Here is an 18,923-nt window from a genome sequence, read left to right on the forward strand (position 1 = left end):
TGGCGTTGGTTGCGTCCAACGCACCCAATGTGGCGTTCGGTGCGTTGGACGCACCGAACGCCACATTGGGGCGCTTGGGCGGGTCCGGGGACTAGCGCCCGACCCGCTCCAGGATGAACTCCGCCAGGGCCGCTGCCGGAGCCTCCATCGACTCGCGGGCGAGCAGCATGAACTCGATGTCGCCGGGTTCGGGCAGGCCGTCGAGCTCCGTCAGGTCGGCCGGGACCAGGCTGCGCGCGTGCAGGGTGACGCCCAGCCCGGCCGCCGCCGCGGCGCGCAGGCCGGTGAGGCTGGACGTCTGGCACGCCGCGCGCCACTCGAGGCCCGCCCGTTCGAGGCACTCCACCGCCAGCTGCCGGGTGATCGACGGCATCGGGTACTGCACCAGCGGCACCGGCCGGCCGGGCTCCAGCACCGTGGCCGCCGAGCCGATCCAGACCAGCGGCTCGCGCCAGAGCAGCCGTCCGTGGTGCGCGCCCGGACGGCGCTTGCCCAGGACCAGGTCGAGCCGGCCGGTCCGCAGCCGCTGCGCGAGGACGTCCGACAGCTCGACGGTCAGCTCGACGTCCACCAGCGGGTGACTGCGGCGCAGCCGGTGCAGGATCTCCGGCAGCTCGCCGAGCGCGAAGTCCTCGGACACGCCGAAGCGCACGCGGCCGCGCAGTTCGGCGCCGCGGAAGTGGCGCTCCGCACGCTCTTCGGTGTCGACGATCGTCTGCGCGAACCCGAGCATCGCCTGCCCGCGGGCGGTGAGCTCGACGGTGTGGGTGTCGCGGGCGAACAGCAGCCCGCCGGAGTCGCGCTCGAGCCGCCGGACGTGCTGGCTGACGGTCGGCTGGCCGACCCCCAGCCGTCGCGCGGCCGCGGTGAAGCTGCGCGTCTCGGCGACGGCGAGGAACGAACGGCAGAGGCGCGGATCCAGCACCAAACGACTTTATCGCGACTCGCGATGACAGTCAGTTCGGTCATCGAGGTTCACAATGAGCGCGGGGTCGCCGAGAATTGCCGGGGAAGGAGATCCATGTCCCGGTTACGTCTCGACCCCTTCGTCCTCGCCATCCTCGCCACCGTCGGGGTCGCCACCGTCCTGCCCGCTTCCGGCGCGGTGGCCGGCGGCTTCGGCATCGCCACCACCATCGCCGTGGGGCTGCTGTTCTTCCTCTACGGCGCCCGGCTGTCGACGCAGGAAGCCCTCGACGGGCTGCGGCACTGGCGGCTGCACGCGGTTGTGCTCGGCGCGACGTTCGTCCTGTTCCCGCTGCTCGGCCTGGCACTCTTCCTGCTGCCGCCGTCGGTGCTGCCGGCCCAGCTGGCCGCCGGGGTGCTGTTCCTGGCGGTGCTGCCCTCGACCGTGCAGTCGTCGATCGCGTTCACCTCGATCGCCCGCGGCAACGTCGCGGCGGCGATCTGCAGCGCGTCGCTGTCCAACCTGGCCGGCATCGTGCTGACCCCGCTGCTGGTGGCGCTGCTGCTCGCCGGGGACGGCGCCGGCGTCGACGGCTCGGCCGTGCTCGGGATCGTGCTGCAGCTGCTCGCACCGTTCGTGGCGGGACAGCTGGCGCGCCGCTGGATCGGCGGCTGGATCGCGCGCCACTCGGCGCCCCTGAAGCTGGTCGACCGCGGTTCGATCCTGCTGGTGGTCTACACGGCGTTCAGCGCGGGCCTGACCGAAGGCATCTGGCACCGCCTCGACCTCGGCCACCTGCTGGTGCTCGTCGTGGTGTGCGGCGTGCTGCTCGCGGTGGTGCTGGGCGCGACGAGCCGGGGCGCTCGCCTGCTGGGTTTCGCCCGCGCGGACCGGATCACCATCGTGTTCTGCGGGTCGAAGAAGAGCCTGGCCAGCGGCCTGCCGATGGCGACCGTGCTGTTCGGGCACGCGCAGGTGGGGCTGATCGTGCTGCCGCTGATGCTGTTCCACCAGATCCAGCTGATCGTCTGCGCCACGCTGGCGCGCCGGTACGCCGCCGCGGAGAGCCGGGAACTCGTGCCGGCCTGACCGATGAGTTTTCCGGGCCGGGCGCGTCGGTACGGGTGACCCCGACCGAAAGGCGGCCCCATGGCCAAGCTCCTGTACCACGTCACGATGTCCCTCGACGGCTTCATCGCCGCCCCCGCCGACGACATGACCTGGCTCGGCGGCCTGCACGCCGGGCCGAACCCGGTCGTCGAGCAGGTGATCGGCGGGATCGAGGCGGTCCTGATGGGCCACCACACGTACGCCCCGGCGACGACGGCCGAAGGCGAGGTGTACGGCGGCCGCTGGGAGGGCCCGATCTTCGTGGTGAGCCGGGACGCCGTGCCGGCGGAGGGCTTCACCCTCGTCGCGGACCTCGGCGAAGCCGTGACGGCGGCTTCGGCAGCGGCCGGAGACGGCTACGTCGCGGTGCTCGGGGCCACGACCGCCCGGCGCTGCCTGGAGGCCGGGCTGCTCGACGAAGTCCTGGTCCACGTGGCACCGATCCTGCTCGGCGACGGCGTCCGGCTGTTCGAGCACCCGGGCGGGACCCGGGTGCGGCTGGAAGCCCGGGAGCTGAGCCACGCCGGGCCGATCGGCAACCTCTGGTACCGGGTCGCGGGATAGTGCACTGTGGACGGTTCACCCGGCGATTACCCGTGTCCGCGTTTGTACGTCGTCTGTACGCCGCTGCGGGAGTCTCGCTCGCCCGACGTCCGAACCGCACACTCAGGAAGGACCTTCATGGGGAACAAGGTACGAACCGCACTGGCCGGCGCCGCGGCGGTCACGGCGGGCGCGGTGGCGTTCGCGGGCGCCTCGGCCGCCGCCGGGCAGTCACCGGCGCCGGCCGTCCAAGCGGGGCAAGTCACCTGCGTGACCGACGGCAGCGGCTATTGCACGGTGTCGCACGGCCTCGGCGTGGTGCCGGAGGCGATCTTGGTGTCGGCGATCACGCCGAACGCGGCCAACGGGCTCCTGCTCAGCACGGTGCAGGGTTCCGCCACCCCCACCACGTTCCGCGTGCGGGCGATGGCGAGCCAGGCCACCCCGAAGACGAACGGCCGGATTTCGTTCGGCTACGCGGCTTACGCCGCAGCGGCGATGCCGGACACCCCGACCCCCACGGACTACCCGACACCGACGGTCACCGCCGACACACCGACGCCCGGCACGTCCCCCGAGCCGACTCCGGACTTCCCGACTCCCACGCCCAGTGACGGGAACAGCTGACCGGAATCCGCGGTTTTTGCCCTGGCCACAAAGGTTTTCCGTCACCGCGGCCGGGGCGAAGGCTTGTTTCCCAGCTCTTCCGCAAAAATGGAATCGACGCGCGAACCCGCGCGCCGCAAAGCCCGCACGACCGCGCGGACCACGTAACCGAAAGCGAGCACGAACAGCAGCACCAAGCCGATGGCCGCGGGGTTCGCCACGACGACCTCCCGGTACTCGCGCGCGAGGTACCCCAGGCCGGCCCCCGCCGTGAACACGTTGAGCAGCGCCAACCGGGTGGCCAGGGAACGGGACGAGGCGGCAGGGGCCATCGGTACCTCCCGCCGTTCCGGTCAGCGGTGACGCCCTTGCAACCTAGACGAGCCTGCGCCGGTCGGTGGGCACTTCAACCTGTTTGGCCTACCGGATCTGCCCGGATGGCCGCTGTGATAACTTGAAGCGAACTGAGTGTTCTGTGCACATGCAAACCTCGTGCCGCCGGTGCGCCGAGGCGAGGGGGCGGTAGCTCAGTCGGTTAGAGCAGGGGACTCATAATCCCTTGGCCGCGGGTTCGAGCCCCGCCCGCCCCACCCACTCGTCACCGCCGGTAGCGGATTCCTAGTGCCCGCCGTGGCCGGACCCGGCGGGGTGGTGCCCCGGGGCGCCCGGGTGCAGGTGGAACCGGCCGACTTCGGGCGGGTGCACGACAAACGGGCGCATCATGCCTTCGTCCTCGTGGTCGAGGATGTGGCAGTGGTACATGAACTGGCCGGTCGCGTCCTCGAACCGGCCGGCCACCCGGATCCACTCCCCCGCCCACAGGTTGAACGTGTCCTTCCAGCCTTCCTCGTGCTTCTCGATCGCCGGGCCGTCACCCGGGGCGGGCAACGGTCTGCTGGTGCCGCCCGCGGCGATGTCGAACGCCGTCAGGTCGGCGAACTTCCGCCGGGTCAGCAGCTGGAACCGCGCCATGTGGATGTGCATCGGGTGCGGTGCCCCGCCGAGCTGGATCAGGTTCCACACCACCCACCGGCCCCGGTCGACGAAGATCGTCGTCGTGTCGTCGAACAGGCGGGCCACCTTCCGGAACGTCCGCACGTGCCCCATCGCCGGGTCGGTGAGCTGGAGGACGCCCTCCTCCGGGAAGTGCGACGGCAGCTGCGCCGGGTCGGTGATCTCCTGCAGCTCCCACATCTCCGGGTGCGGGCGGCCGGCCACCCCGGGCGGGGTCGTCGCCACGAACACCTCGTCGTGATCGTCCGGCACGTGCTCCACCCGGACGTACGATGTGGACAGCCGGGCCGGCGGCCGGAACGCGTCGCCGCGGCGGCGGCTCTCGACGCGGAACTCCATGATGTCCGGCTCGATCGAAGCGCCGGTGTTGACCAGGCGCAGGCGCTGCCCCGGAAAGCGGCTGAAGTCGATCAGCAAGTCGGCGCGCTCGGCCGGGGTGAGGGTCAGCCCGCCCGCCGGCACCGCCGCCGGCGCGGGCAGCAGACCGGCGTCCGTGCCGGCGATCCGGACCGCGTCGTTGTGCACGGTGCCCGCCTCGTCGACCAGGTCGAGGCGGAAGAACCGGCCGTTGGCCATGTTGAGCACGCGGAAGCGGTACCAGCGCGCGTCGACGTCTAGGTGCGGCCAGACGACGCCGTTGACGAGCGTGAACGGACCGGTGACCGGAGCCGTGGTGCCGGATGCGGGCAGGTACTGGAACTTGAACAGCAGCCGGCCGGTCAGCGCGCCCGTCGCCGGGTCGGTGTCGAAGTTGCGGTCGGCGAGGATCAGCGGGATTTCGTGGTCGCCGCCGGGCAACCGCAGCCGGTCCTCCTCTTCGTCGCGGATCAGGTACAGGCCCGCGAGTCCGGAGTGGACGCTGAAGCGCGTCACGGCCATGGCGTGGTCGTGGTACCAGAGCGCGGTCGCGGGCTGGCGGTTCGGGTACTCGGCGAGCTGCGCGTGCCCCGGCGAAATGCCGTTGTGCGCCCAGCCGTCGTTGCCGGCGTTCGTCAACGCGCCGTGCAGGTGCACGACGTTCCACGGCGGCAGCTCGGCGACGCCGGCGATCAGCTCCACCCCGGCGGGCAGGCTGCCGTCCGCGGCGCGGTAGCCGGGTTTGTTCGCCGGCGTCGGTTGCGCGTACGGCGCCCGCACCGCCACGAGCGGGACCGTGCCCCGCAGCTCGTTGGTCCACGCGACCCGCAGCCGCCGGTTGCCGCGCACCTCGATGGTCGGGCCGGGGAACTGGCCTTCGTAGGTCCACAGCGTGGTTTCCGGCAGCTGGGAGTGCAGCCGCGTCCGCGCGGTGGTCATCGTGATCGTGAGCTCGCCGCGGTTGCGCCGCGAATGCGCCTGGATCACCGGCGGGATCCGCAGCGGGTCGAGGAACTTCGCGAGCCCGAAGTTCGGCGCCGCGGCCGGCAGCGGCGCCCCGCTGCCGGTCGCCGCCGAAGCCGCCGGCGGGGCACTCGAACCGAGCAGGTTCACCCCCGCCACGACGCCCGCGGAACCGAGCGCCGCGGCGGCGAGGAAGGTGCGCCGGTCGACGGAGTCGTTCATTCTTCCTACCAGGCAACCGGGAGTTCGTTCAGGACCTGGAACCCCGCGGTGGGGTTGAACGGGATCTCCTCCGCGGGGACCGCGAGCCGCAGGCCGGGCAGCCGCTCGAGCAACCGGCCGATGGCGATCTCCATCGTGACGCGCGCGAGGTTCTGCCCGAGGCACTGGTGGGCGCCGAACCCGAACGAGACGTGGTCCCGCGCGGTGGCGCGGTGCCAGCCGAGGGTGTCCGGCTCCTCGTGGACGTCCTCGTCGCGGTTGATGAGCGAGGTTATGAAGAACACGCCGTCACCCTTGCGGATGGTCGTTCCCTCGACCTCGATGTCGTCGATCGCCAGCCGGGAAACGCCGTCGGGGATGGACAGGAGCCGCAACAGCTCGTCCACGGCGGTGGGCAGCAGCGACGGGTCGGCGCGCAGCTCGGCGAGCCGATCGGGGTTCTGGAGCAGGACGAACGTGCTGAGCGAGATCATGGTCCCGGTGGTGCCGTGGCCGCCTGCCACCTGCAGGACCAGCGTCGAGATCAGCTCTTCGTCCGCATCGCCCTTGGTGCCGCGTTCGGCGAGGAGGTCGTCGAGGACGCTGTCGCCCGGGTTCCGCCGTTTCGCCGCGATCAGCTCGCCCATGTAGGCCATGAGCTCGTCGTAGGCCGCATTGGCGTCCGGACCGGCCGCGAGCTGGTACGACTTCTTCTCGAAGTACTCGTGATCGCTGTCCGGGATGCCCATCAGCCGGTACAGGATGGTCACGGGCACCGGTCCGGCGAACGCGGGGATCAGGTCCGCGGGTGACCCGGCCGCGACCAGCTCGTCCAGCTGCCGGTCGACGATCGCCTGGATCTGCGGGCGCAGGGCGTTGATCCGCCGGGTCGTGAAGCTGGGGATCAGCAGTTTGCGCCGGGCGTTGTGCACCGGGCCGTCGACACCCACCAGCGCGGTGACGATCTTCATGACCTTCTGCTGGGCGTCGCTGACGGTGGCGGCGATGCTCGCGAACATCATCGGCCACGCGGGATTGGTGCGGTCGCTGGAGATCCGGGGATCGATCAGGAGCCGGCGCGCGACGTCCCGGCTGGTGATCGCCCAGACGCGCCGCCCGTCGTAGAGCGCGACCTGGGCGAGCGGCTTCTGCCCGGCCAACGGCAGGTAGGCCGGCGCCGGCTCGTAGGGGCAGGTGCGGTCCTGCGGGAACACAACGGTGTCAGAGGTGGTCATGGCGCCCCCTTGCGCGTGGGAATGAGGCGATCCGCACGACGTGGAGCGGTGGGTGCGGCTCGGATTCGGAACGTTAGCCAAGCGGCGACCGCCCGCGCATCCCCTCACTTGGTATTCCTCGGTGTCGCGGCGCGCCGCCCCGAGGTCACCCGCACAGCACAAAACCCCGCCGCCCCAATGGGCACTTCCTGCGGAAACCGCTCTCTTGAGTCCTGTGTGGACACTGAGCGCGGTGCGCGGACCCGTGAGATCGGGTCCACGCGCAGGATTGCCTTGCGGGCGACGGGGTGGTAGTGCCCTTCGAGGCTAGTCCGTGAAGTCCGCCTTGTGGTCTTCCGCCCACTCGGCGAAGCTGCGCGCCGGCTTGCCCAGGACCTTTTCGACGGTGTAATCGATCTCCTCGGGCCCGTCAAGAGCTTCTTCGTAGTAGCGGATCCGCGTCTCGATGATGCTCGAAGCGTCCCCGCGGCCGACCGTCCCCTCCTCGACCAGCTCGGCGAAGCGCCCGCCGATCCGCGCGCGGAAATCGGCGCGGGCGGCGTCACCGGTGAGGTCCACGAAGGGCAGGTCACGGCCGATCGCCCGGCCGATGAGCGCGAGCTGCTCGGCCTGGGTGATGCTCTCGCCACCGGTGATGTGGTACTTCGCGCCGGCGTGGCCGTCCTGCAGCAACGCGCAGGTGCTCACCTCGGCGATGTCCCGTTCGTGGATGGAGGACAGGTAGGAGTGGGCGTAGAGGATCGGCACCGGCTCGCCCTTCTTGACGAATTCGGCCCACTGCAGGGAGTTCACGGCGAACGCGCCCGGCCGCACGAACGTCCACGCCAGCCCGGACCGCTCGATCGCCTCCTCTTCGGACAGGTGCCACCGCGCGATCCAGTGGTCCGGGTCGCGCCCGGCGGCCGCCAGCGAGGACAGCAGGACGACGTGCCCGACCCCCGCGGCCTTCGCGGCCTCCAACAGCCCTTCGATCCCGGACGGCTGGGTGTACAGGAAGAGCTTCTCGACGCCGTGCAGGGCTTGCTCGAACGTCTCCGGCTCGAGGAGGTCCGCACGGCGGACGTCGACCGCCGCCGGCAGGTCGAGCGCATCCGGATTGCGCGAGGTCGCGCGGACGTCCGCGCCCGCCCGCACCAACAGGTCTACGACGTTGCGGCCGACGTTGCCGGTCGCCCCGGTCACCAGGATCGTCATGGATTTCCCCAGGTAGCTTGGCTTGTGCGAACTCCGGGGGCGCACCCCCCGATGTGTCCACAATGGACATCGGCGGACGTCGCCGCCGGAAAGCCAGTATCAACCAGCCGCCCAACGCCGTCAATCGATGACGGCGGACGGCTCCGGCGGCCCGGGCAGCCAGCGCAGCCCGTAGGCGTACCCCAGCTGCGGCGCGGTGAACTCCTGGGCCACCTCGCACGCGCCGTCGAGCGGCAACGGCTCACCCGGCTGCGGCGGGTCGGCGAGCACCGAGGGCGGGACGCGGTCCAGCCGCCACACCACCCCGGGCGGCCGCTGCGGGTCGAAGCGGACCCGCACGGTGAACGACTCGCACGGCACCAGCGGCACGAACACGTACGACGGCCGGATCGGCAGGCCGTCCCGGATGCGGTACGCCAGCGAGTACGTGTGGTTGTCGCCACGGGACAGCGGGCGCGGCAGGTCGAGCAGCCAGCGGAAGTGCCGCTGGCCCTCCCGGTGGCCGGTGCTGATCCGGACGCCGTGCTGGGCGTCGGCGTCGACGTGCCGCTCGCCGTCGCGGCCGTCCTCGGTGCGCGGCACGGTGAATTGGGCGGAAATCCGGCCGAGGCCGTCGCGGGTCGCCACGATCAGCCGCTCTTCGGTGACCTGGGGCTCGGCGGTGTCGAGCCGCACGAGCACCCTGAGCCGCTTGACGAACCAGCCCTTGTCCGGGTCGGGCACGCCGTCGCCCGGCCGCGTGCCGGCCTCGATCTCCGCGGCGAGCCGGACGAACGACCGGTCGATCCGCCGCCGGGCCGTGCGCTCCGAGACGCGCAGCCGGTCCGCGAGGACGCCGATCCGGTCGCTGAGCAGAGCGTGCTGCGCGCCGGGGGCGATGCCCAGCGCGACGTTGACCGCCAGGCGGTCGTCGGCCGGGAATTCGGCGATCGCGGCGGAAATCGCGTCGCGCAGAACCCGCCGCGCTTCGCGGTCGCTCGTCGTCCGGTGGATTTCGCACCAGCCGGCCACGAGGGGCCCGAGCCGGCTTCGCAGCCGGTCGGCTTCCAATCCCCAGCCGCGCCGCAATGCGGCGAGTTCCCGGAGCAGCCCGTCCTTGTGTGCCATGGGATTTCCATTGTGACACGCCCACTTCGCGGCGATCGGCGGCACCGGCTGCGCCGATCAGGTGATTCGGCGCTGGCCCGTCGTTGGCCAGTTCCGGGTGATATCGGCCGGCGTGCGGCCTTTTCCCATTCTCCGGCTGGCCGACCATTTTCCCGTCGACATCGGGGAGGAAGGTTGCTCGACACGATCCGCCCGGCGCCCGGGCCGGCCGACGTCACCGGGGTGCGCCGGCTGGCCCGGGACGGCCTGCTCGCCGGCTCGGCCGCGGCCGCCCGGCCCGGCGCCCTCGCCCGGTTGCGCGGCGGCGTCTACGCGGTCGCCTGGCCGCTGGTCTTCACGCGGGTCACCAAGCCGCTGGAGCACCGGCGACGGCACCCGGACTGCGCCCGCGGCCTCGAGTGGCTGCGGCCCGACTGCCTCGACCGCTTCCACGACGACGTCGAAGCGGTGGTGGAGCACGCACTGCGGCGCGCGACCGGCCCCATCGAGAACCTCGAGGGCTGGCTGGCGACCCGCCTCAACCCGGCCACGGTCGACGCGCACCGCCGCCGGCGCGGCGAGATCGGGGCGTTGCAGCGCCCCCGCCTCCCGTCGTGGCTGGGCGAAGCCCTCGGCGGTGATCCCTGGTTGTGCGACCTCGCCGTGCAGATCCTGGTGTGGGCGGGGGTGACGGCAACGGCGGGCGCCGAGCTGTGGCCCCTGGACGGCTGGGCGGCGCGGCGCACGGAGGTCACCGGCGAGCCGGTGGCCGGCCGCGACACGCTCGACCGCGAGGTCGGGCAGGTGCTGGCCGCCATGCGCACCCGCCCGAAGTGGCACGCCGAGCACGTCGAGCGCCCGCTGGGGCACAAGCAGGCACCGGTCGCCCCGATGCCGTCGGAGCTCCCGGCCCTGGAGCTGGTCGGCGCGCACGAGATCGACGACGCCCGCCTCACGGGACTGGCCGAGCAGGCGCTGGCGGCGATCGAAGCGCGGCTGGACCGCGGAGAGAGCCCGGCGGCGACGGTCACGGCGGTGGTCCGGACGGTGTTCGGCGGGCTCGACCGGGCGCCGGGAGCCGGCTCCCGGGACGACTGGCTGGCCACGGCGCTGGCGGACCGCGGACGGCTGGAGGGGATCGTGGCCACGGCGCTGGCCATCCTGGGCCGCTGAGGGCCGGAGCTGGCCGGGCGGGTGCCGCGAATGACTCATTCGGGACGTCGGGGGTCCCGAATGAGTCATTCGCGGCGGTCGGGGTTGCCGGTGAGTCATTCGTGATCCCCGGGACTCACGCGCGACGGCCGAGGTCGCGAATGAGTCACTCGCGGCGGCCGGGGTTGCCGGAGGGTCATTCGCGGCGGTCGCAAGCGTGTCCGGGCTCGACCGACCGGCGCCGGGCCTCGAAGACCGCCGTCAACACTTCCGCCGGGCAGCCCGCCGCCCGTGCCCGGGTGACCGCCGCCGTCAGCTCGGCCAGCAGCAGTGCGCGGACCGCCGCGCGGGTTTGCTCCGGGAGTCTCGAGAGCGGGGCTTCGGTCACCCTCGGCCTCCTCTCCACCGCACCGGTTTTCCCCTGACGGACACGCTCAGCGCCACCACGTGGGCGGGGGCACCGGGAGCCGCAGGGGGCAGCCGCTGTGGCAGCCCGTCCAGCAGTCCGCCAGCCAGCGGGTCAGCGCGACCGGGCCGAGCAGGCTGTCCTCCCACACCGGCGTCAGCTCGCCCGCCCGGCGCAGCATCGCCTCCGCCGCGCTGCAGAAGGAAACCACCGCCGCGACGGCCGCGTCGGCCCGCTCGGCGGACCAGGGGACCGCGGCTCCGGGCAGCCGGGCCGGGATGGCCAGGCCGGTGCCGACCGTGCAGTTGCGGGCCAGCTGCACGGCGAGATCGAACTCGACCGCTTCGGCGTGCCGCTGTCTGGCCCGCCAGCGGGGCGAAGCCACAGCGGCGTGCAGCCCGGCCAGCCGGGCGGCGACCAACCCGTCCCACACCGTCATGAGCACTGCTCGCGTGTCGGCCGGAGGGGCGACGGCGAGCTCGTGGGTGACAGCGCTGAGCCAGGCACACGGGTCCTTGACTTGACGATCAGCGGCGATGGTCACGGCAGTCAGTTTCCCACCACCACAGGGAAGCAACCCCAAGATGATCATGGTTCACCCGAGGACCACCCGGTCGGTGGCGGACCGTTGAGCCCTCCTGTAACCCAATCGGGCACTCGGCGTGACCAAATCGTCACAGCTGTGCCATCATGTCGGCGCTCAGTGCCGAGCACGCCCTCCCGAACCGTTCCCGCGAAAGGCCCCACCAGTGATCAAGATCAGCAAGAGCCGGGCCGGCACCCAGCGCGTCACGTTCAGCCTGCCGATCGGCGCGCCACCCGGCCGGGTGAGCGTCGTCGGCTCGTTCAACGACTGGACCCCCGGCCGACACCACCTCACCCCGCGGTCCAACGGCCGTCGTTCGGCGTCGGTCGACGTGGCGCCCGGCACGGTGCTGCAGTTCCGCTACCTCGGCGAGGACGGCCACTGGTTCGACGACCCGGACCTGCCCGACCGCGTGGACGGCAACTGCGTGTGCGCGACGAACTGAGTCAGGACTTCCGGCGCGGCTTGCCCCGCTTCGGGGCGCCGCCGCCCCGGCGGGCGGCCGGCTTCTTCGGAGCCGCCGGCTTCCGCTCCGGCCGCTTCTTCTCCGAGGACGATGGCGCCGACGACGACGGCTGCTGCTGGCGGCCGCGCGTGCTGTTGACCGTGCGGCCGCGGACGATGCCGATGAACGTCTCCATCAGCTCCGTCGTCTCGTCCTCCGGCCACGACAACGCCACGCTCGACTGCGGCGCGTCCGTGACCGTCCGGTACGTCAGGTCGCGGCGGTGGTGCAGGCGGGCCAGGGACTGCGGGACGACCAGCACGCCGACGCCCGCCGCCACGAGCTCGATCGCGTCCGCCGTCGACTCCGGCCGCGAAACCGCCGGGCGGCCCGGGAGCGAAGGCCACTCGATCGTGTCGTCCAGGGGGTGGAGCACGACGTCGTCCGCCAAGTCCGCTGTGGACACTTCGTCGGCCGCCGCGAGCAGGTGGTCCTTCGGGACGACCACCACCGTCGTCTCCGTGTAGAGCGGGATCGCGTGGAGGCCGTCGCGGTCGATCGGGGAACGCAGCAGCGCCGCGTCCGCACCGCGCGAGCGGATCAGCTCCGCCGCGTCCGCCGCAGCCACCGGCACCAGCTCCAGCGGGACGGCCGGCTGCCGCTCGCCCCAGGTCCGCACCCACTTGGCGGGCGTCGCGCCCGGGACGTACGCGAGACGGAACGAGGTCACCGGGTCAGGCTACCGGGCGGGGCGCTGGCTACCCTGGACGGCATGACGTCGCACAAGACCGCCCAGACGATGAAGCCCGCGACCGCGGCGAAGAAGCTGGGTGTGTACCTCGAAGCCACGCCCCCGGAGTTCCAGGAGGGCGTCGTCTCGCGCGACGAGCTGAACGCGCTGCAGGCCGACCCGCCGGAGTGGCTGCGCGAGCTGCGCCGCACCGGCCCGCACCCGCGGCCGGTCGTCGCGGCGAAGCTGGGCATCTCCATCGGCGGCCTCACCCGCGGCGGCATCACCGAAGCGCTCACCACCGAGCAGATCGACGCGATCAAGACCGAGAACCCCGACTGGCTGGTGCGCGAACGCGCCACCCACGCCGAGGTGCGCAAGGAAACCGTGCGGGTGCAGGAGAAGAACCGCTGACCACGCTCGAAGAGGCCGCGCGCCTCGACGCGGCGGACGAGCTGGCCGGGTTCCGGGACCGGTTCGTCCCGATCACCGATCCCGGTGTCGTCGCCTACCTCGACGGGAACTCCCTCGGCCGTCCGCTGCGCGCCACCGCCGACCGCCTCCAGGAGGTCGTCGCCGAGCAGTGGGGCGCCCGGCTCATCCGGTCGTGGGACGAGCGCTGGCTCGAGCTGCCCGAGCAGATCGGGGACGAGCTGGGCCGCGTCGCCCTCGGCGCGGCGCCCGGGCAGACGATCGTCGCCGATTCGACGTCCGTGTGCCTGTACAAGGTGCTCCGGGCGGCCGTCGCGCTGCGGCCGGGCCGCGACGAGATCGTCACCGACACCGCGAACTTCCCCACCGACCGGTTCCTCGTCGAAAGCGTCGCCGCCGAACTCGGGTGTGCGGTCCGGTGGCTCGAAAGCCCGGACGTCCGCGCCGCCGACGTAGCCGCGGTCACCGGACCGCGCACCGCGGCGGTCGTGCTGTCCCATGTGGACTACCGCTCGGCCGCGATCGCCGACCTCGCCGGGATCACGCGGGTGGTGCACGAGCGCGGCGGCCTGGCGGTCTGGGACCTCTGCCACAGCGTCGGCTCGATCCCGGTCGCCCTGGACGCCGACGGTGCCGACTTCGCGGTCGGCTGCACGTACAAGTTCCTCAACGCCGGCCCCGGCGCGCCCGCGTTCCTCTACGTCAACGCACGCCACCACGAGGCGTTCGGGCAGCCGATCACCGGATGGATGGGCGCGGCCGACACGTTCGGGATGGCCGAGCGGTACGTGCCCGCGCCCGGCATCCGCCGCGCGTTGTCCGGGACGCCGCCGGTGCTCGGCATGGTGGGCGTCCAGGAAGGCGTCGCACTGCTGGCCGAAGCGGGGATCGAGCGGGTGCGGGCCAAGGCCGTCGCGCTCGGGCGCTGGGTGCTCGACCTCGCCGACGCGTGGCTCGTCCCGCTCGGGTTCACCGTGGCTTCGCCGCGGGAGGACGCCCGCCGCGGCGGCCACGTCACCCTGCGGCACCCCGACGCCGAACGGCTGGCCCGCGTGCTCATCGAGCACGGCGTGCTCATCGACTTCCGCCGTCCCGACGGCATCCGCATCGGGCTGAGCCCGCTGACCACGGGGTTCACCGAGGTCCGTGCCGCGATGGAGCGGATTCGCGAACTGGCCGGATAGTAGCCATGTACTTAATAACCATGTACGTTATCTGGCATGGGCACTCCCGGGCACCTCATCTGGCGGCTCTCCACGAAGTGGCGCGTGGCGGTCGACCGCGCATTGGCCCCCGCGGGCCTCACGCACGCGCAATACGTCTTCCTGGCTTCGCTCTCCGGGTTGGAACGCGCTGGAAACACCCCCAGCCAGCGGGAACTCGCTGACGAGACCGGGCTCGAAGCGCTTTACGTCTCCAAGCTCGCCCGCTCCCTCGACGCCGACGGCCTGGTCGAGCGCACCCGCGACCCCGCGGACACGCGCACCATCCGGCTGCGCCTGACCGCACGCGGCCGTGAGGTCGTCGAGCCCGCGATCGCGACCGTCGCCGAACTGCTCGAGCGCCTGCTCGCGCCCCTCGGCGGCCGGAAAAGCGACCGCACCGCGGCCCTGAGCCGCGAACTCACGCTCCTCCTCGACACCCCGCTGAAGGACGAGAGATGACGCTGCACCACGAAGAAACCGGCACCGGCACCCCGATCGTCTTCCTGCACGGCAACCCCGGCTCGTCGTACGGCTGGCGCAACGTCCTGCCGCACGTCGGCGGCGGCCGCCTGCTGGCCCCCGACCTCATCGGCATGGGCCGGTCCCCCAAGCCGGACATCGCGTACTCCTTCGCCGACCACGCCCGCCACCTCGACGCCTGGTTCGGCGCGCTCGGCCTCGACGACGTCGTCCTCGTCGGGCACGACTGGGGTGGCGCGCTGGCCTTCGACCACGCCACCCGGCACCCGGGCCGCGTCCGCGGTGTGGCGTTCTTCGAGACGATCGTGAAGCCGATGGCCTGGGACGACGTGACCCCGCAGGCGGCGGAGCGCACGCGCAAGATCCGCACGCCCGGCGTCGGCGAAGAAATGGTGCTGGACGAGAACCTGTTCGTCCGGCAGGCGTTCACCGGCGGGGTGCGCACCCCGGTGGCGGACCTCGAGCCGTACCTCGCGCCGTTCCCCACGCCGGAAAGCCGCCGGCCGGTGCTCGCCTGGGCGCGGCAGCTGCCCCTCGGCGGCGAGCCGGCCGAGGTCGTCGCGCGCATCGAGGCCTATGACGAATGGCTGGCCACCAGCACCGGGACGCCGAAACTGCTGATGACGTTCGAAGGTTCTCCCACGCTGCTCATCGGGGAGAAGGTGGCGAGGTGGTGCCGGGAGAACGTCGCCGCGCTCGACGTCGTCGCGTGCGGCGAAGCCGGGCACCACGCCCAGGAGGACCGGCCGAAGGAGATCGCCACCGAGGTCGCGGCGTGGCTGGACCGGCACGGCCTCCGGTGACTCAGCGGTGCCGCAGCGGCGGGGTCGCGTCCACGCCGAGGACGCGGGCCGCGACCCACGCCAGCGCGTCCGCGGTGCGGGCCGGGGTGTCCGACGGCTGCATGACGTGGCTCAGGACCGCGCGGACGACGAGGTCGACGACCACGGCGAGCTGCTCGTCGGTGAACGGCGGCTCGTACGCCGCCACGCGGGCGGTGAGCACCACCTTCGCCTGCGTCAGCAGCGAGCCCGCCTCGGTGGTCAGCAGCGGCAGCAGTTCCGGCGCGGTGCCGTGCGTGGCGGAGGCGATCGCGCGCAGCAGCGTGTTGTCGTCGGCCAGCTCGAGGACCGCGCGGACGGCGTCGTAGATCGCCTCGACCAGGTCGTCCTCGTGGCGGTCGAACGCGGCGGCGACGACCGAGAGGAACCGGCCGAGCTCGTGCGTGACCATCGCCTCGGCCAGCGCGGCCTTGGAGCCGATCTCGTTGTAGACGGTCTGGCGGCTGACGCCGACGGCCTCGGCCAGCCGGGCCATCGTGACCGCCTGCCAGCCGGACCGCGCGGTCAGCTCGATCGCCGCGGTGATGATCGGCTGCCGGTGCTGACCACCTTCGGGCGCCGCCGGAAGTGCCGCACTCATGATCGCCATTCTAGGCGGCGCCCGCGAAGGCCAGCGCCTCTGTCCACGGAGACCGGGCGGCGACGCGGCGGCGGTACTTCATGATCTCGCGCGGGCGGTCGACGGTGAGCGCACCGGCGAGCCGGTCGCCGCGGCGGTAGAGCGTCACCCCGCCCGCGGACACCACTTCGTCGGCGTGCGGGGTGCCGACGAACTGGATGCGCCGGCCGTACCAGTCGGACCAGAAGTACGGCACGGCTTCGAGGGGGCGGGCCGAGGCGGGGTCCAGCGCGTGCCGCGCGGCGGCCGCACCCTGCTCGGCCGCGTTCGTCCAGTGCTCGAGCCGCACGCCGAGGCCGTCGAACAGCGGGTTCGGCACGTGCGCGACGTCGCCCGCCGCGTAGACGCCCGGTGGACCCGCCGCCAGCGTCGCGTCGCACACCACCCCGCGGTCGCGCTCGTGCAGCGTCAGCCCGCTGCCTTCCAGCCAGCCCGTGGCCGGCACCGCGCCGATGCCGGCGACGACGAGGTCCGCGGGCAGGACCTCGCCACCCGCCAGGTGCACGCCGTCGCCGGCCACGCCGGTGACCTCGGTGGCGAGCCGCAGCTCGGTGCCGGCCGCGTGGTGCAGCGCGATCAGGCGCGCCCCGGCGGTCTCCCCCACCGCGCGGGCGAGCGGGACGGCGGACGCCTCGACGATCGTCACCGGCAGGCCGCGCCTGCGCGCCGCCGACGCCACTTCCGAGCCGATGAACCCGGCACCGATCACGACCGTGCGGGCACCGGCGTCCAGCGCGGCGCGCACCGCGACGGCGTCCTCGGCCGTCCGGAGCGTGCGCGCGCCGGGAAGGCGGCGCGCGGTCGCGCCGGTGGCGATGACGAGGGCGTCGTAACGCACAGCCGTCCCGGCGACCGCGACTTCGCGCGCGCCGGTGTCCAGGCTTTCCGCCGGGGCGCCCAGCACCAGTTCGACGCCGAGGTCGTCCCGCAGCACCGCTTCCGGGTGGAACGGCTCGACGCGGGACGGGCCGCCGGCGTCGAGGAACGCCTTCGACAGCGGAGGCCGGTCGTAGGGCAGGTGCTCTTCGGCGCCGACGAGGACGATCCGGCCGCGGTAGCCGGTGCGGCGCGCGGACTCCACCGCGCGCAGCCCGGCCAGCGAGGCACCCACGACGACGAGGGTCATGTCAGCTTCAGCGCGAGCACCGGGCAGGCGTCCACCGCCGCGGCGACGTCCTGCCGGTGCTGCTCGCCGGGCCGGTCGTCGAGCACGACGACCGTGCCGTCCTCGCCCACCTCGAAGAAGTCCGGCGCCATCGCCTCGCACATGCCGAGGCCGTCGCACTTCGCGCGGTCCGCGTCGATCCGCATCACGCACCCACCCGGCCCGGCGCGACGAAGTCGACCTTCTCGCGCACCCCGCAGTCGGGGCAGCACCAGGAGTCCGGGATCGCCGACCACGGCGTGCCGGCCGGGAAACCCTCGCGCGGGTCGCCGAGCTTCTCGTCGTAGACGTACCCGCAGCCCGGGCACATGCCGCCTTCGGTGGCGTCGCCGCGGGTGTCGGTGTGCTCCGGCGCGGCGGCGGTGACGCGGGTTCCGTACCGCGCGAGGACTTTCGCGCGCTTCGAAGGCTGTATGTTCGCGCGCGAGATGTCGCCGTCGAAGTGGGCGAGCACGCGCGGGTCCATCACCCGGCGCCACAGCGGCGGGATGAGCGCGAGCACGATCATCCCGGCGTACCCGGTGGGCAGCACCGGCGACTCGGCGAAGTCGCGCAACGTCTGGTAGCGCCGCGTCGGGTTGGCGTGGTGGTCGCTGTGCCGCTGCAGGTGGTAGAGCAGGACGTTGGTGGCGATGTTGTTGGAGTTCCAGCTGTGGCTGGGATCCACGCGCTCGTGGCGGCGCTTCCCGGGTGCGCCGACGCGCCGGCGCAGCATGCCGTAGTGCTCCATGTAGTTGACGACCTCCAGCAGCGAGAAGCCGATCACGGCCTGGATCACCAGGTAGGGCAGGATGCCGGCGCCGAGCCAGGCGACCATGGCCGCCCAGAGCACCGCGGACATCAGCCAGGCGTTGAGGACGTCGTTGCCGAGGCGGAACGGGTGCTTGTCCCGGCGGGCGTAGCGCTTGCGCTCCAGGCGCCACGCGGATCGCAGCGAGCCGAAGACCGTGCGCGGCCAGAAGCGGTAGAAGCTTTCGCCGACGCGGCTGCTCGCCGGGTCCTCCGGCGTCGCGACGCGGACGTGGTGGCCACGGTTGTGCTCGATGTAGAAGTGACCGTAGAAGCTCTGCGCCAGCGCGATCTTCGACAGCCAGCGCTCGTGGCTCTCCTTCTTGTGGCCCAGTTCGTGCGCGGTGTTGATGCCGATCCCGCCGATGCAGCCGATGGAGATCGCCAGCCCGATCTTGTCGGCGACGGTCAGGTCGCCGCGGGCGATCAGCCAGAACGCGGCGGCGAAGCCGAGGTACTGGACCGGCAGGAACGCGAAGGTGATCCAGCGGTAGTAGCGGTCTTTCTCCAGCCGTTCGATGACGTCGTCGGGCGGGTTGCTGCGGTCGAGCCCGGCGACGAGGTCGATCAGCGGCACGACCACGAGGATCACGACCGGCCCGATCCAGAACCAGCCGCCCCAGCCGGTGGCGGCGTGCAGGCCGATGGCGAGGAACGCGAGCGAGGGGACGACCAGGCCGATCAGCCACAGGTAGCGCTTGCGGTCGCGCCAGAGCGCGGTCGAGCCGGCGGGCACGGTTGCGGTCATGACGCCCTCCTCCGTTGGCTGGGTTTACAGGACTTTAGGCGGTGTCTATCCCGCTTGACAATAGCTCGACCGATGTAAAACCTTGCGCGGCTCGGTATCCTGGGGAGC

The 18,923-nt window shown here is 72.4% G+C and carries 22 protein-coding genes and 1 tRNA gene; 10 read left to right on the top strand and 13 right to left on the bottom strand.

All coding sequences use genetic code 11. The features are described from left to right. Positions 1 to 91: 91 nt before the first annotated feature. The gene (locus tag Q5425_RS29135; RefSeq protein ID WP_308675531.1) at positions 92 to 925 is read right to left on the bottom strand and encodes a LysR substrate-binding domain-containing protein; all 834 of its coding nucleotides are present in this window, start codon (positions 923 to 925) and stop codon (positions 92 to 94) included. A 96-nt stretch (positions 926 to 1,021) separates the two neighbouring features. Between Q5425_RS29135 and Q5425_RS29140 the strand changes: the two genes are divergently transcribed. The 3 genes from Q5425_RS29140 (at position 1,022) to Q5425_RS29150 (ending at position 3,187) form a co-directional block, all read left to right on the top strand. Then, entirely contained in the window at positions 1,022 to 1,996 is a 975-nt protein-coding gene (locus Q5425_RS29140; protein WP_308675532.1) for a bile acid:sodium symporter family protein, read from the top strand. Positions 1,997 to 2,056: 60 nt separating this feature from the next. After that, complete coding sequence (locus Q5425_RS29145; RefSeq protein WP_308675533.1) at positions 2,057 to 2,581, top strand: dihydrofolate reductase family protein; 525 nt, start codon at positions 2,057 to 2,059, stop codon at positions 2,579 to 2,581. Positions 2,582 to 2,698: 117 nt separating this feature from the next. After that, on the top strand, positions 2,699 to 3,187 hold the full coding sequence (locus Q5425_RS29150) for a hypothetical protein (RefSeq protein WP_308675534.1): 489 nt from the start codon (positions 2,699 to 2,701) through the stop codon (positions 3,185 to 3,187). A gap of 41 nt (positions 3,188 to 3,228) precedes the next feature. Here the strand turns inward: Q5425_RS29150 and Q5425_RS29155 are convergent, their stop codons facing one another. Then, positions 3,229 to 3,498: a hypothetical protein gene (locus tag Q5425_RS29155; protein ID WP_308675535.1), complete on the bottom strand. Its 270-nt coding sequence runs from the start codon at positions 3,496 to 3,498 to the stop codon at positions 3,229 to 3,231. 184 nt (positions 3,499 to 3,682) lie between these two features. Here Q5425_RS29155 and Q5425_RS29160 point away from each other — a divergent pair. Next, positions 3,683 to 3,756 (top strand) — tRNA-Ile (locus tag Q5425_RS29160). A 28-nt stretch (positions 3,757 to 3,784) separates the two neighbouring features. Here the strand turns inward: Q5425_RS29160 and Q5425_RS29165 are convergent. The 4 genes from Q5425_RS29165 to Q5425_RS29180 all read right to left on the bottom strand — a co-directional run bounded on the left by Q5425_RS29165 (position 3,785) and on the right by Q5425_RS29180 (position 9,237). Further along, positions 3,785 to 5,722, bottom strand: coding sequence for a multicopper oxidase domain-containing protein (locus tag Q5425_RS29165; protein WP_308675536.1), 1,938 nt, complete (start codon positions 5,720 to 5,722; stop codon positions 3,785 to 3,787). A gap of 5 nt (positions 5,723 to 5,727) precedes the next feature. Continuing rightward, entirely contained in the window at positions 5,728 to 6,936 is a 1,209-nt protein-coding gene (locus tag Q5425_RS29170; protein WP_308675537.1) for a cytochrome P450, read from the bottom strand. 306 nt (positions 6,937 to 7,242) lie between these two features. Further along, positions 7,243 to 8,130, bottom strand: a complete 888-nt coding sequence (locus Q5425_RS29175; RefSeq protein WP_308675538.1) for an NAD(P)H-binding protein — start codon at positions 8,128 to 8,130, stop codon at positions 7,243 to 7,245. Positions 8,131 to 8,250: 120 nt separating this feature from the next. Further along, positions 8,251 to 9,237, bottom strand: a complete 987-nt coding sequence (locus Q5425_RS29180) for a hypothetical protein (protein WP_308675539.1) — start codon at positions 9,235 to 9,237, stop codon at positions 8,251 to 8,253. 174 nt (positions 9,238 to 9,411) lie between these two features. Between Q5425_RS29180 and Q5425_RS29185 the strand changes: the two genes are divergently transcribed. After that, positions 9,412 to 10,389 (top strand): hypothetical protein, encoded by a 978-nt coding sequence (locus tag Q5425_RS29185; protein WP_308675540.1) that lies wholly within the window; start codon positions 9,412 to 9,414, stop codon positions 10,387 to 10,389. A 175-nt stretch (positions 10,390 to 10,564) separates the two neighbouring features. On the opposite strand, the gene Q5425_RS29190 is transcribed toward Q5425_RS29185, so the two are convergent. Both Q5425_RS29190 and Q5425_RS29195 read right to left on the bottom strand, forming a co-directional pair. Then, the gene (locus Q5425_RS29190) at positions 10,565 to 10,756 is read right to left on the bottom strand and encodes a hypothetical protein (protein WP_308675541.1); all 192 of its coding nucleotides are present in this window, start codon (positions 10,754 to 10,756) and stop codon (positions 10,565 to 10,567) included. Positions 10,757 to 10,802: 46 nt separating this feature from the next. Continuing rightward, positions 10,803 to 11,318, bottom strand: a complete 516-nt coding sequence (locus Q5425_RS29195; protein ID WP_308675542.1) for a hypothetical protein — start codon at positions 11,316 to 11,318, stop codon at positions 10,803 to 10,805. Positions 11,319 to 11,523: 205 nt separating this feature from the next. On the opposite strand from Q5425_RS29195, the gene Q5425_RS29200 reads away from it, so the two are divergent. After that, positions 11,524 to 11,805 carry an isoamylase gene (locus Q5425_RS29200; RefSeq protein WP_308675543.1) on the top strand — a complete coding sequence of 94 codons (282 nt, stop codon included), beginning with the start codon at positions 11,524 to 11,526 and terminating at the stop codon, positions 11,803 to 11,805. Between the two features lies 1 nt (position 11,806). On the opposite strand, the gene Q5425_RS29205 is transcribed toward Q5425_RS29200, so the two are convergent. Beyond that, positions 11,807 to 12,535 carry a LysR substrate-binding domain-containing protein gene (locus tag Q5425_RS29205; protein WP_308675544.1) on the bottom strand — a complete coding sequence of 243 codons (729 nt, stop codon included), beginning with the start codon at positions 12,533 to 12,535 and terminating at the stop codon, positions 11,807 to 11,809. 42 nt (positions 12,536 to 12,577) lie between these two features. Between Q5425_RS29205 and Q5425_RS29210 the strand changes: the two genes are divergently transcribed. The 4 genes from Q5425_RS29210 to Q5425_RS29225 are packed head-to-tail and all read left to right on the top strand — an operon-like array spanning position 12,578 to position 15,455. Next, positions 12,578 to 12,949: a DUF5997 family protein gene (locus tag Q5425_RS29210; protein ID WP_308675545.1), complete on the top strand. Its 372-nt coding sequence runs from the start codon at positions 12,578 to 12,580 to the stop codon at positions 12,947 to 12,949. Beyond that, entirely contained in the window at positions 12,946 to 14,151 is a 1,206-nt protein-coding gene (locus Q5425_RS29215) for an aminotransferase class V-fold PLP-dependent enzyme (protein ID WP_308675577.1), read from the top strand. Before Q5425_RS29210 ends, Q5425_RS29215 begins: the two co-directional genes overlap by 4 nt. A 36-nt stretch (positions 14,152 to 14,187) precedes the next feature. Continuing rightward, positions 14,188 to 14,631, top strand: coding sequence for a MarR family transcriptional regulator (locus tag Q5425_RS29220; RefSeq protein WP_308675546.1), 444 nt, complete (start codon positions 14,188 to 14,190; stop codon positions 14,629 to 14,631). Continuing rightward, on the top strand, positions 14,628 to 15,455 hold the full coding sequence (locus tag Q5425_RS29225; protein ID WP_308675547.1) for a haloalkane dehalogenase: 828 nt from the start codon (positions 14,628 to 14,630) through the stop codon (positions 15,453 to 15,455). The genes Q5425_RS29220 and Q5425_RS29225 overlap by 4 nt, the downstream gene beginning before the upstream one ends. A 1-nt stretch (position 15,456) precedes the next feature. Here Q5425_RS29225 and Q5425_RS29230 read toward each other — a convergent pair whose 3' ends face one another. The 4 genes from Q5425_RS29230 to Q5425_RS29245 are packed head-to-tail and all read right to left on the bottom strand — an operon-like array spanning position 15,457 to position 18,815. Then, positions 15,457 to 16,083, bottom strand: a complete 627-nt coding sequence (locus tag Q5425_RS29230; RefSeq protein WP_308675548.1) for a TetR family transcriptional regulator — start codon at positions 16,081 to 16,083, stop codon at positions 15,457 to 15,459. 1 nt (position 16,084) lies between these two features. Further along, positions 16,085 to 17,239, bottom strand: coding sequence for an FAD-dependent oxidoreductase (locus Q5425_RS29235; RefSeq protein ID WP_308675549.1), 1,155 nt, complete (start codon positions 17,237 to 17,239; stop codon positions 16,085 to 16,087). After that, complete coding sequence (locus Q5425_RS29240) at positions 17,236 to 17,424, bottom strand: ferredoxin (protein ID WP_308675550.1); 189 nt, start codon at positions 17,422 to 17,424, stop codon at positions 17,236 to 17,238. The genes Q5425_RS29235 and Q5425_RS29240 overlap by 4 nt, the downstream gene beginning before the upstream one ends. Next, positions 17,424 to 18,815 carry a fatty acid desaturase gene (locus Q5425_RS29245; protein WP_308675551.1) on the bottom strand — a complete coding sequence of 464 codons (1,392 nt, stop codon included), beginning with the start codon at positions 18,813 to 18,815 and terminating at the stop codon, positions 17,424 to 17,426. Before Q5425_RS29245 ends, Q5425_RS29240 begins: the two co-directional genes overlap by 1 nt. Positions 18,816 to 18,923 lie beyond the last annotated feature (108 nt).

Source organism: Amycolatopsis sp. A133, assembly GCF_031082405.1.
Taxonomy (GTDB): domain Bacteria; phylum Actinomycetota; class Actinomycetes; order Mycobacteriales; family Pseudonocardiaceae; genus Amycolatopsis.